This window comes from Sphaerothrix gracilis Ecp01 (genome assembly GCF_030405905.1).
In the GTDB taxonomy this organism is placed as follows: Bacteria; Cyanobacteriota; Cyanobacteriia; order Phormidesmidales; family Phormidesmidaceae; genus Sphaerothrix; species Sphaerothrix gracilis.
This window is the reverse complement of record NZ_JASATW010000028.1, coordinates 45,548-57,520: the sequence shown is the minus strand read 5'-3', so window position 1 is coordinate 57,520 and position 11,973 is coordinate 45,548. Positions and strand designations below refer to the sequence as shown.

The 11,973-nt window shown below is 56.4% G+C and carries 12 protein-coding genes; 5 read left to right on the top strand and 7 right to left on the bottom strand.

What is annotated here, in order from left to right; translation table 11 throughout:
• Window positions 1–2 precede the first annotated feature (2 nt).
• Window positions 3–311, top strand: coding sequence for a hypothetical protein (locus tag QJQ48_RS23110; protein WP_346293612.1), 309 nt, complete (start codon window positions 3–5; stop codon window positions 309–311).
• Here QJQ48_RS23110 and cysS read toward each other — a convergent pair.
• Both cysS and QJQ48_RS23100 read right to left on the bottom strand, forming a co-directional pair.
• Complete coding sequence (gene cysS, locus QJQ48_RS23105; protein ID WP_346293611.1) at window positions 308–1,789, bottom strand: cysteine--tRNA ligase; 1,482 nt, start codon at window positions 1,787–1,789, stop codon at window positions 308–310. The genes QJQ48_RS23110 and cysS overlap by 4 nt on opposite strands.
• Window positions 1,790–1,930: 141 nt before the next feature.
• Window positions 1,931–2,338 carry a hypothetical protein gene (locus QJQ48_RS23100; RefSeq protein ID WP_346293610.1) on the bottom strand — a complete coding sequence of 136 codons (408 nt, stop codon included), beginning with the start codon at window positions 2,336–2,338 and terminating at the stop codon, window positions 1,931–1,933.
• 231 nt (window positions 2,339–2,569) lie between these two features.
• On the opposite strand from QJQ48_RS23100, the gene QJQ48_RS23095 reads away from it, so the two are divergent.
• Both QJQ48_RS23095 and QJQ48_RS23090 read left to right on the top strand, forming a co-directional pair.
• Complete coding sequence (locus QJQ48_RS23095; protein ID WP_346293609.1) at window positions 2,570–4,738, top strand: pentapeptide repeat-containing protein; 2,169 nt, start codon at window positions 2,570–2,572, stop codon at window positions 4,736–4,738.
• Between the two features lie 15 nt (window positions 4,739–4,753).
• Complete coding sequence (locus QJQ48_RS23090; protein ID WP_346293608.1) at window positions 4,754–5,113, top strand: DUF565 domain-containing protein; 360 nt, start codon at window positions 4,754–4,756, stop codon at window positions 5,111–5,113.
• On the opposite strand, the gene QJQ48_RS23085 is transcribed toward QJQ48_RS23090, so the two are convergent.
• Together QJQ48_RS23085 and QJQ48_RS23080 are read right to left on the bottom strand one after the other, a co-directional pair.
• Complete coding sequence (locus QJQ48_RS23085) at window positions 5,074–5,754, bottom strand: bifunctional 4-hydroxy-2-oxoglutarate aldolase/2-dehydro-3-deoxy-phosphogluconate aldolase (protein ID WP_346293607.1); 681 nt, start codon at window positions 5,752–5,754, stop codon at window positions 5,074–5,076. The genes QJQ48_RS23090 and QJQ48_RS23085 overlap by 40 nt on opposite strands.
• 23 nt (window positions 5,755–5,777) lie before the next feature.
• Window positions 5,778–7,742: an aconitate hydratase gene (locus QJQ48_RS23080; RefSeq protein ID WP_346293606.1), complete on the bottom strand. Its 1,965-nt coding sequence runs from the start codon at window positions 7,740–7,742 to the stop codon at window positions 5,778–5,780.
• 147 nt (window positions 7,743–7,889) lie between these two features.
• Here QJQ48_RS23080 and QJQ48_RS23075 point away from each other — a divergent pair, with 147 nt between their 5' ends.
• Entirely contained in the window at window positions 7,890–9,071 is a 1,182-nt protein-coding gene (locus tag QJQ48_RS23075; protein ID WP_346293605.1) for a metallophosphoesterase family protein, read from the top strand.
• On the opposite strand, the gene QJQ48_RS23070 is transcribed toward QJQ48_RS23075, so the two are convergent.
• Window positions 9,050–10,126 (bottom strand): 3-deoxy-7-phosphoheptulonate synthase, encoded by a 1,077-nt coding sequence (locus QJQ48_RS23070; protein WP_346293604.1) that lies wholly within the window; start codon window positions 10,124–10,126, stop codon window positions 9,050–9,052. The two genes, QJQ48_RS23075 and QJQ48_RS23070, sit on opposite strands and share 22 nt — an antisense overlap.
• A gap of 245 nt (window positions 10,127–10,371) precedes the next feature.
• Here QJQ48_RS23070 and QJQ48_RS23065 point away from each other — a divergent pair, with 245 nt between their 5' ends.
• The gene (locus tag QJQ48_RS23065; protein ID WP_346293603.1) at window positions 10,372–10,932 is read left to right on the top strand and encodes a superoxide dismutase family protein; all 561 of its coding nucleotides are present in this window, start codon (window positions 10,372–10,374) and stop codon (window positions 10,930–10,932) included.
• A gap of 46 nt (window positions 10,933–10,978) precedes the next feature.
• Here QJQ48_RS23065 and QJQ48_RS23060 read toward each other — a convergent pair whose 3' ends face one another.
• Both QJQ48_RS23060 and QJQ48_RS23055 read right to left on the bottom strand, forming a co-directional pair.
• Window positions 10,979–11,281 carry a DUF7734 family protein gene (locus QJQ48_RS23060; protein ID WP_346293602.1) on the bottom strand — a complete coding sequence of 101 codons (303 nt, stop codon included), beginning with the start codon at window positions 11,279–11,281 and terminating at the stop codon, window positions 10,979–10,981.
• A 52-nt stretch (window positions 11,282–11,333) separates the two neighbouring features.
• Complete coding sequence (locus QJQ48_RS23055) at window positions 11,334–11,930, bottom strand: DUF3177 family protein (protein WP_346293601.1); 597 nt, start codon at window positions 11,928–11,930, stop codon at window positions 11,334–11,336.
• Window positions 11,931–11,973 lie beyond the last annotated feature (43 nt).

Genomic DNA, 11,973 nt, shown 5'->3' with positions numbered 1-11,973 from the left:
CTATGGGCGCGATTTCCGGGACAGATCAGTACACAACGAGCGGCAATGTCGGCGCGGCAATTTTTGGTGGCGGCGATGCCAGCATTGCTTTCAAAGATTTTCAGACCGATGCGGAGGCCGACACCCTAGAAGCCTATCTCACCATTCGCGGCAATTTCTCGAAGCGGGTCGTGGAGCTGGGCGAATTGCCCCAAACCGGCGGCTCGTTTGAGCTGGCCCTACCGCCAGGAACCGATATCAGCCTGCACAGTACGGTGGTGATTCGGCCTAAAGATTCAGAGGATGTGGTGGGAACGGCGACCATTCCCTAGCGGTGCCAGTCGGTGACGCCGCCGGGTTTGTCAATTAGGGTAATCCCTTGGGCCTGCAGTTCGTCCCGAATGCGATCGCTCTCAGCAAAGTCTTTAGCTTTTCGGGCAGCCTGACGCTGAGTAATCAGAGCCTCAATTTCGGTATCACCGAGACCGCTGGCAGTAGTTTCAGCCGCTTCGGGTACCGCTTCGAGTCCTAATACCTGCGCCAGCACAACCAGGGTTTGCCACTGCTGCCGTAGCTTTTCGGCCTCGGCCTCGGCCTGCCCCTGATGGGTGATTAGATTGCCCTGACGCCGCAGCTCTTTAGCTAAGTCGAACAGGACTGCCACCGCACCTGGCGTACCGAAGTCGTCATCCATCGAGGTTTGAAACTGAGTGACCGCAGTGCTCTCAGCCTCAATTCGCATGGCCGCTGGCTTGCCGAATTCAGGATTTTCCGTGTCAGCCCAGCCCAGCTTTGCCCCGTACTCGTAGCCGAAGAGTAGCCCTTCTTTTAGCGTCTGCCAGCTACTTTCAGCCGAGGCGATCGCTTCATCGGTAAAATCTACGGGTTTGCGGTATTGGGCCTGAAGCACGAATAGCCGTAGGGCCATCGGATGGGGGCCATTGGGGGCATCTAAAAGCTGGCGAATTGTGGTGAAGTTGCCCAGGGACTTAGACATCTTCTCGCCGCCCACGTTCACCATGCCGTTGTGCATCCAGTAGTGGGCGAGAGGCTTGCCGGTGGCTGCTTCGGACTGAGCAATTTCGTTTTCGTGGTGCGGAAAAACCAGGTCGGCGCCGCCCACGTGGATATCTATCGTATCTCCCAGGCGATCCTGCACCATCGCTGAGCATTCAATGTGCCAGCCCGGACGCCCCGCACCCCAGGGCGAATCCCAAGCAGGTTCGCCTGCCTTAGCCCCTTTCCACAGAGCAAAGTCAAAGGGATCTTGCTTTTTACTCGCTTCTGGTTCAGCGCCCACGCGGCCGCTGGCCCCGGCCTGCATGTCCTCTAGCCTGCGGCCTGAAAGCTTGCCGTAGTCAGGAAAGCTGCGGACGCTGTAGTAAACGTCGCCGCCTGCTGCATAGGCAACCTGCTTTTGCTCTAGCTCGTGAATTAGGCGCTGAATGCCGTCAATGGTGTGGGTGGCGTAGGTGTATTCGTCGGCTTCTAGAATATTCAGCCGGGCCATGTCTTCAAAGTAGGCATCCGTGAACCGCTGGGCCACAGCTTCCATCGACGATTTTTCCTGCCGCGCCTTGTTCAGAATTTTGTCGTCAATGTCGGTGAAGTTTTGCACATAGCACACGTCATACCCCCGCCACTGCAAATACCGCCGCACCGTGTCCCAGACAATGTAAGAGCGAGCGTGTCCTAAGTGGCAGTAGTCATAAACCGTAACGCCGCAGCAGTATATGGTGATTTTGCCCGGTTCGATCGGGTTGAAAGGTTCTTTGCGGCGGGTCAGGCTGTTGTAGATCGCTAGGGACATGATTTGCGCCAGACAGAAATGGTATGAACGATTTACGCATCGCCCATACCATTGTTGCAAATCATTGGAATTGTGAACGGTTTTTACCGCCGTAGGGACAGCTCGCGAACTGCCCAGCGGCGGCCCGTCCCGAAATAAGGGTTAATTCTGTTCTACGGTGACGGTGTGAACTTGGCTATTGCCGGGGCGATCGCCGACATACACCGTGTAAGTACCCTGATTTAACGCGCCGGGGGCTTCAACAACGCCTTGGGTATCTGCCCGCTTGCACTCGCTGAAGTTGCCGGGGCCAGTGATATACAGCGTTGTATCGGCAGTGGGGTTTTCCACGCGGATAGTCACAGAGGCAAAAGGTTCAGTGACGCGGAGCTGTAGGGCTTGGTTGCCAAAGTTACCGCAGGTAGACTGGGAACCACCAGAGGTTAAGCTGACTGTGCTAGCTGACTGAAGCGGAGTTTGTACCACGGTCTGAGCCAAGGCTGCGCCGGTCATAGAAGCAAGGGCAGCAACGGTAGCGGGAACCAGGATCCATTGATTAAAGCGTTTCATAATTTGCTCCCACTTTTAAGGATTACTGAAAAGTGTTTTGTCTTTTTCATTACGCTTTCATAGTAGCGAGGCCACAGTTGGAGTCAGAGGCAGTCTGTGACAGTTCTCGGAGCGGTTTTGTCACTGCTGGAATTCCAAGTTTTTTCGGAAAAGCGATCAGAGTTTCCTACGGAGTGCTAAAACAAAAGCATTCTCAACTTAACACTGACGCTCATCGGTCAGGGAAGGGGCATGGTACGGTCAGCCAAAGCGCACACATCTACGGTCGAAGTGACTGCCCTGACGCACCGGGCATCTCCCCGGTTTCCGGCTCTGAGGCTCAGACGTTTGCTGGCCTGGAGTTTGGAAACCGCCTTCATTGTTAGCGGAGCCTGCGTGCCCTTGGCCCTCAGCCACCTGATGCCGCCCCAGCTCTCCGAAAAAACGGCGGTTGAAAGTCCGTTAATTAGGCGCTTGCAGACCGCTAGCCGCTGGCTGCTACTTCAGCCCCGACCCAATTCTATCGCTCCTGTCCCTGTCACTGACCTACTTCTAGAAACCTTAGCTGTCTTAGCACCTGTGGCGATCGCCAGCGGGCAGATCTATCAGCTTAGCCGCAGCGGACAGACCTGGCCCAAGCGCTGGCTCAATCTGCGCGTGACGACTCCAATGGGCCAGTCACCCAGCTGGCAGCAGGCAGCCCAGCGAGAACTCATCGGTCGTTGGGGCGTTGCTTTTTTGGTGGCTTACGGCATTTGGCGCTGGAGCGGTCTGTTTCCTAATCTGCGCTATCTGCTAGGACTGACGCTGATGGCTCTATTGGGGGAAGGCGGACTGGCCTACTTCAGTCTGCAAGAACGCGCTTTGCATGATTCTCTGGCTGGCACCCAGGTGCTCGATCGCCGCACCTTAGTACCTGCCCTGCCTGCAGCCCAGCCGCCGCCCCGCCTCTATGGTCAGAATGTGGGCACTGCCTACAGCCTAGTGCGTCAGGAGGAGAGTGGGCTTACCTCGGTGGTCTTTTCGTCGCCCCTCGCCCCCCAGGTTGAGCTAGTTGAGCAAGTCCGGCGATCGCCTCTGCTCTCTTTTAGCATTTTGATTTTGGGCGGCTTGGTTTTACTGGTGAGCGTGGCGGTGGGCAGTCAGGTGCGTTGGCCGTCAAAAACCGGCGAAACAGCGGAACGCCGCGATCCGCTCTTTGCCAATCTGGTTGAAACCCTGATCGCCCTGCCTAGCGATCGCCTAGCCCAGCGCCAGACGACAATTTTAGCGATCGCCAACAGCCAAGACAGCCGCCGATTTGCTTTTTTAGCCGACCTGTTAGCTGAGTCCAACAATCCGGCCCTGGTGGAAACGATTCAGCAAGGACTCGTCTCCATTGGGCCAGAAGTCCTGCCCCACCTGCATCGGCTGAATCTCAGCCTGGACAATGATCTAGCGGCTTTGCGGGATAGCGCCCAGTATCCCACCATTCTGAAAAAACAGCAGGCGGTCAAGCGGGCGATCGCCAAGATTCTTGTGCTCTACAGCGGCGAGCTGAATCAGGCAAATTTGAGCCAGGTGAACTTAGAACGGGTGGAAGGAGAAGTTGGCAGCTTTCAGCTTGTGCTCAATCGGGTACAGCTTGCTGGCAGCCAGTGGTCGGGGGCGCGGCTAAACGGCGCCAATCTGCGCTTTAGCTATTTTTTTGCGGCTGGGCGCGATCGCAAACCGGGTACCTATGACGACTGGACAACCGATCTCAGCGGCGCAGATCTAACCGCAGCCGATTTGACCCAGGCCGACTTGCGCTGGAGCAAACTGGAGCAGGTCAGCCTGTTCAAAGCGATTTTGCCAGGGGCGCAGCTCGATCAGGCTAATCTCACTGCCGCTAATCTCAGCGAAGCCCAGTTGATTAACGCCAGCCTCAGACAGGCTAAGCTCAATCAGGCCAGTTTGACCGGCGCGGATCTGACTGAGGCCAACCTGCAGGGGGCGCAGCTTCAAGATGGACGGCTGCGACGGGTACAGGCCGCGGGCGCGGTGCTGGCGCGAGCTGATTTGACCCGATCGGGGTGGCAGGAGGCCAATCTGAGCGACGCCAATTTGCAAAATGCCAACCTGGCCTGGGGCGACTTCTCCGGCGCGAACCTAACCGGAGCTGACCTCAGCGGCACCGATTTGCAAAATGCTAATTTACAAGCGGCTAATCTGACGGGAGTATCCTTGGCTAAAGCCGACTTAGCGGGCGCTAATTTTGCCGGGACTCTGTTATCGGCTCAGCCTGTCGGTAATCAGAGCGGCTTTATCAACCAGCTACCGTCTGAGGAGGAATCTGGCTCCCAGCTAGCCGGAGTTGATTTTAGTCAGGCCCGCAATCTCAGCCGCGAGCAGCTAATCTTTATTTGTACCCAAGGGGGCCTACATCCGGCCTGCCGTTGATGGCGAGGAAAAACGATGCAAAATACGCGGCTGAGTACGCTTTTTAGCAGTACGCTGAATCGCTTTTTGCTGTGGGTGGGCAACCCTTGGCGGCGACTGTCCTTGGAAATTATCAGCCTGCTGTTCGGTAATTTCTTTGCGGTGGCGGTTTCCGCAACGGCAGGGCAAACTGCCGATTTAGACGTGATTATCTCGGCGTTGCTGATTGGCTTTGTAGAGTTGGTCAGCCGCCTGCACTACCGCCGACCTGCCCGCAGCGATCGCACCGACACTCAGCGCGGCAGCGCCCGCAGCGTCTTCGGCTCTCTGATCAATGCCTTCAAGATTGGCCTGACCTACGGCCTGTTTGTAGAAGCCTTCAAGCTGGGAAGCTGAGATGTAATATCGGTCAGGGACGCCACGAGCTGGGCGGCGCGGTGGGTGATGGCTTTCCAGTTGGCCTGCTGAATGTCTTGTCGAGGAAACAGGTCGCTACCTAAGCCGACGGCGATCGCCCCCGCTTCCAGTAAATTCACGGCATCCTCACAACTCACCCCGCCCGTTGGAATCAGCGGCATGTGACCCAGCGGCCCCTGCAAACTGCGCAGATAGCTCGCCCCGCCCACGGCTGTAATCGGAAACACCTTGACGCTGGCGGCTCCGGCCTGCCAGGCCGAGACAATTTCACTGGGGGTTAGCGCTCCGGGAATGAAGGGCAGCGATCGCGCCAGTGCCGCTTCAATTAGAGCCAGATCAGTATGGGGCGAAAAGCCAAACTGCGCCCCGGCTTTGACCGCTTCCTCTAGCTGCTCCCGCGTCAGCAGGGTGCCGGCTCCGATCTGGCAGCTCGGCAGCTCGGCTCGAAGCTGAGTGACTAATCGCGCCGCTTGAGAATTTGTCCAGGTAATTTCTAGGCAGGTGAGGCCGCCAGCAGCAGCAGCGTGGGCCATTTGGCGGCCTAGCTCATAGGTGGGCGCGCGAATCACGGCGATCGCCTTCGCTTGGCGAATATACCCTAGCCACTGCTCTCGATCCATTCAATTTCCACCAGCAGTCAACGCTACAGTTTAGCTTTGTAGTCGTTGATCAGTCCCCCCCTCAGCATTACCTGCCGCTGGCGATCGCTGAGCTGATGGGTCATTTCGTAGGTCAGGTCTTTATTGACGTTTTTGACGGTTAAGGGGCTGGACTGCTGCAGGGCCGCTCTCAGGTTAGACAGCTCGATTTCGTCTCCCTCTGCAATTGTGTCGTAGTCGTCAGGATTGACAAACTCTAGGGGCAAAATGCCAAAGTTCACCAGGTTTTGCCAGCCGATACGGGCATAGGATTTGGCGAGGACGGCCATCTGGCCCAAATAGCGAGGGGCGATCGCCGCGTGTTCCCGGCTAGATCCCTGGGCGTAGTTGTCCCCGGCCACGAGCACGTGGCCGCCAAACTTAGCTTTAGCCGCCTCAGCCCGCTCCGAGAAGGTTTCGTCATTTAGGTAATAGACGAACTGGCTAATGCCGGGAATATTGCTGCGGAACGGCAGCACCCGCGCCCCGGCAGGCATAATCTCGTCGGTAGAAATGTTGTCGCCTACCTTGAGCAAAACGGGCACCGTCGCCGCATCTGGCAGTTCGCCAAAGTCGGGAAAAGATTTGATATTAGGGCCTTTTTCAATCTCAACCTGTCTGCCATCAGCAGGCGGAGCCACCAGCATGTCGGTATTGATAATGGTTTTCTCCGGTGGCTGATACTGAGGATAGGTGAGATCGTACAGTGTGGCTAAATCGCGCGGATCGGTAATCTTGCCCGTCAGCGCCGCCGCCGTGGCGGTTTCAGGGCTGCACAAATAGACCTGATCGTCTGCCGTCCCCGATCGCCCCGGAAAGTTGCGCGGCATGGTGCGCAGGGAAATTTGATCTGAGGCCGGAGCCTGCCCCATGCCGATGCAGCCCAGACAGCCCGCCTGATGGAATCTGGCCCCGGCGTGAATCAGATCTAAAAAGGCGCTGGGCATGGCCGCTAGGTTTTCAATCACCTGGCGCGACGTGGGATTGATGTCAAACGAAACGCGATCGCAGGCCACTTTGCCTTTCATGATGGCGCTGACAATCCAGAAGTCCCGCAGCCCCGGATTGGCCGAAGAACCAATCACCACCTGGCCCACCTCCCGCTCTGCCACTTCTTGCACCGGCACCACGTTCCCTGGACTGCTGGGGCAGGCAATCAGCGGCACTAGCTCTGAGAGATTCACCTCTTCATGCAGGTCGTAGCTGGCGTCGGCATCCGCCACGATTTCCGTCCAGTCCTCACCCCGCCCCTGATCCTGCAAGAAACGCCGAATTTCCGCGTCTGAGGGAAACACCGTCGTGGTGGCTCCCATCTCCGTGCCCATATTGGCGATCACGTGGCGATCCATAGCGCTGAGGCCGTCTAGCCCTGGCCCGTAGTATTCAATAATCAGTCCCCGCCCGCCGTCGACGTCGTAGCGACGCAGCATCTCCAGCACCACGTCCTTAGCGCTGACCCAGTCCGGCAGTTGGCCCGTCAGCTTCACCCCCAGAATGCGCGGCATTTTAATGAACATCGGTTCGCCCGCCATTGCCAGAGCCACGTCTAGTCCCCCAGCCCCAAACGCCAGCATCGCCATTGCCCCCGCCGCCGGCGTATGGCTGTCAGAGCCAATCAGGGTTTTCCCCGGAATGCCAAAGCGCTCCATATGCACCGCGTGGGAAATGCCGTTCCCCGGTCGGCTGTACCACACCCCAAACCGCTGACAGGCCGAGCGCAAAAAGTAGTGATCGTCAGCGTTCTTATAGTCGGTTTGCAGCAGATTGTGATCCACATACTGAGCCGATAGCTCGGTTTTCACCCGGTCTAGTCCCATCGCCTCTAGCTCTAGCATTACCATCGTGCCGGTGGCATCCTGGGTCAGGGACTGGTCAATTCGCAGACCCACTTCTGTGCCTGGTTCTAACCTGCCGGAAACTAGATGAGACTGGATCAGCTTTTGAGTAACGTTGAGGGGCTGGGCGCTCATAGGAGGTAAAAAGTAGGCGACTTGCCCCGTATTGGAATTCAATTTTGCCAAATTAGCATCCAGCCAGAGAGAGAGAGAGCTGCGTCTTAACCACAGTTGAATCAGGGAGTGCTAAAGTTTGGGTGATCTGTTGCAGTTGACCTGACTATGGGCCTGAGTCGTCGTCATTTTTTGGTTTTGGGGGGGCTAACCCTAGGAGCGAGTACGAGCTGGGCGAGCCACCGCGTTTTTAGCCGCGATTCGCTGACGCCTGCTTTAGCACAGACAGAGGCGATCGCCACCGCCAACGAAACCCTGAAAACCGGGGCCAAGACGGTGATGCCCACTAACCCGGCTCCCGCAGGCATGTACGGGCCGCAGCGAGGCGATGTGCGGCTGGTGGTCTTCAGCGATATCAACAGTCCCTATGGCTCGACGGACTACCGGGGTGAAGTCAAAGAAGCGGCGGCAATGCTAGCTGAATGGCAACCAGATTTAGTCGTCTGCGCTGGGGATATGGTGGCGGGGCAAAAGCTGTCGCTGACAGAAGCCGAAATTGGGGCCATGTGGGCCGGATTCGACCAGAAAGTGTTTCAGCCCATCCGCCAGAGCGGGCTGCCGTTCATCTTCACCCTGGGCAACCATGATGCCTCTAGCGTCAGGGTCAACGGTAACTTTCTCTACGCCCTGGAACGGCAGATGGCGGGTGCCTACTGGAACGAGGCTGGACGTGAAACGGGCCTCAACTTTGTCGATCGCGCTGGCTATCCTTTCTACTACAGCGCCCTGCAAAACGATATTTTTTACCTGGTTTGGGATGCTTCGTCGGCTAGCGTCTCTGAGGCCGAGCTGGCCTGGGCCGATCGCAGTTTAGCCAGCCCGGCGGCTCAAAATGCTAGGCGGCGCATCATCATCGGCCACCTGCCGTTTTATGCCGTATCTCAGGGCCGCGATCGCGCCGGGGAAATTCTCGACGGTGCTGATCAGTTACGGGCTTTGCTAGAGCGTCACAATGTCCACAGCTATATCTGCGGCCATCACCACGCTTACTATCCGGCTAGAGCCGGAAGCTTGGAGTTTCTGCACTGCGGTGCTCTAGGCAGCGGCCCTCGCACCTGGCTAAACCGGATTGACGCCCCCATGCAAACGCTGACGGTAGTGGATATTTTCTGGGAGTCTGACCAAACCGTCTATACGGGCTACAACATGGGCGATCGCAGCGTCATCGAGCTAGCGGCACTGCCCCGCCAAATTGTGGGGCCAAATGGCCGCCTAATTCGGCGCGATTTGGCCCTAGCTGACCTGTCTGCAGCAGAGCAAAATCAGCCCTATGTTCCCAGCCTTAAATAGTCAGGGGTGGAACACTTGACTGCTTTTGCCAAGTTGCGCAGCATCGTTTCTGTGGTTTCAAAGTCAACGCAGGCATCGGTGATGCTCTGGCCATAAACAAGCTGGTTGCGATCTTGCTGAATCGCCTGTTTGCCTGCCACTAGGTGACTTTCAATCATCACGCCCAGCAGATGGCGCGACCCCGCTTCGATCTGCTCGGCAATATTTTGGAGAACCGCTACCTGGCGGTTGTGATCCTTATTGGCATTAGCGTGGCTGCAGTCCACCATGATGCGCGGATTCAGCCGCTGCTTGATGAGAGCCTGTGCTGCCTGCTCCACTTGCTCTACCGCATAGTTGGGGCCGTTTTTACCACCGCGCAGCACCAAATGACAGTCCGGGTTGCCCGTCGTCGCTACGATGCTCGCCAGTCCGTGGTGGTTAATGCCGAGAAAATGGTGGGGCTGGCTAGCGGCGAGCATAGCGTTAATGGCCGCCTGCAGGCTGCCGTCGGTATTGTTCTTGAAACCGATGGGCATCGACAGCCCAGAAGCCATCTCGCGGTGGGTCTGGCTTTCGGTGGTGCGGGCACCGATCGCCGTCCAGGCAATAACGTCGGCGATATATTGGGGCGTAATTGGATCGAGCAGTTCTGTGGCTGCGGGTAGACCGCTGTGCGCTAAATCCAGCAGCAGCTTGCGGGCTAGGCGCAGTCCGGTATTGATATCGTAGCTGTCGTCCAGGTGCGGATCGTTGATTAAGCCCTTCCAGCCGATGCTAGTGCGCGGCTTTTCAAAATAGACCCGCATGACAATCTCTAGCTGATCGGCCAGTTCACTCCGCAGGACTGCCAGCTTTTGCCCATACTCATAGGCCGCATCAACATCATGGATGGAGCAGGGGCCAACCACGACCAAGAGCCGCCGATCTTCGTTGTAGAGGATGTTGCGAATGCGATCGCGGGTTTCTGCCACTACCGCTGCCGCGGCGTCGGTCATGGGCAACTCGTGGTGAATGAAGGCAGGGCTAATCAAGGGGCGGGTTTCAACGACGTGCAGGTCTTGAGTTTTATACATAGACTTGGGCAGCGTATTTGCAGAAGACTGGGGCAAAACTGTCAATATTGCTTAGGGTGAACTTTTTCTATTGTGGGTTGATTTTGAATCCTTGGTGAAGAGATTTGTCCAGAATTGGTAAATTTTAATTTTGTTGTCAAATTAACAAATTCTGGTTCTCTATTGATAAACAACACTATATCGATAGAGGACTTTCACTGGATCAAACGATACTCTGAGCAGTAGAGGCTTAGAGAATACCCAAGATGAAACACTTTTTGCGACTGATCGTTACGGTAGCGATCGCGCTCACCTGCTTAATTCCGGCCCAGGCTGCCCAAGCGGGTTTGTTTGGTGATGCAGACACGTATGCCGAGGCCACCATCTACAGCACTACGAATCCCGACGTGGCTTTGGGCTATGCTCAGTTTCAGACCACCGATGAGGGACTTCAGGTGCAGGCCAGCCTGTTGGAAGTGCCGCCGGGCAATCATGGCTTTCACATCCACACCACGGGTAGCTGCGCCAATGGCGGTAAGGCGGCGGGCAGCCACTTCAATCCAGACGAGGTCAGCCACGGCTATCTGCCCGCCGACGGCTTCGACGACGCCCACGCCGGAGATTTAGGCAACATTGCGATCGGGGAAGATGGCTCTGGCATCTTGACGCTGGAAGTCTCTAACCTATCCCTGACCTCAGGCGAGTATGCGATCGCCGATCGCGCGGTCATTCTTCACGCCGAGGCGGATGACTTTGGCCAACCAACCGGCAATGCGGGCGATCGGATTGGCTGCGGCGTGATTCAGTTAAGCCTAAACGCTCAGTAAAAGACTGCTTGGCAAATTACCCAACGGGTATCAGAGCGAACTGCCCCTATAGCCCCACCTCAGCCAGCAGCGGTTCAAACTCTTCCCAGGTTAGCCCCTGCTCAATATACTGGGGCGCGGTCGGCACGTAGGGGCCACGCAGCCGGTCAATTTCAATCACCTGCGTCTCCTGAGGCAAAACCGGCACATCGGGATCAAAGGCGGTAGAGCGCATTAGAGAACTAGAAAATCCTCTAAAAATCATCACCTCGTCCTCTTCACCAGCGATTTTGGCGCGAACCAGCAGCACCTCAGCCGGACGCTTTAGCGTATATTGCTCTAGCTGTTGTCCAATAGACAAATCTGTCATAGCCGTCTATCTCTAGTCCGTCTAGGTTGAGACGCCTAGATTGTCTAAGCTTTTATTGATAAGTTGCCGTTCGGCCCTGCTTGCCCAGGCGGAAAAAGACGAAATAACCTAAACACAGCAGATAAATAATTAGCCCCACAATGCCTAAAAAGCCTAAAAAGCCATAGGTCGTGCCGGCGTGAAAATATTCCTTGTACATCAGCGGCGGCGCGAGCCAGGTCTGACAGTCAGCCCCGGTGAAAGCCGTTCTGGAAAAAGCGCAGCGCAGGAAGAATAGTTCTAAAATGCCGCCAATGACGCTGTAGATGGTGACGGCCCAGCGCCAGCCTGTGAAAGCTATCTTTAGCGGGGTTGGCTGCTGATCGTCAATTTCTTCATTGAGATCTTCCCAAAACCAGAGGCTGAGAGGGATCAACACCCGCGCCATCAGCGCCGAGATAAAGCTGAAGGCAAAGCCCCCAATCATCAGATAAACCGTAATCGCCAGCAGGCTAGCAACTTTCCAGTAAATCGTTAGCAGATGCTGAATGGCCTCTGACTTTTTGACAAAGGCCCAGAGCAGCAATACTAGCGGCAAAATAACTGTGAATAAAACAGCCAGCCGATAGTCTGTCCAAACTAAAGCCTGCAGCAGCGAAGGGGTAAACATAGATTTCGATCAACGTACAAGTGTCACAGGCTCAAGCGCAGCC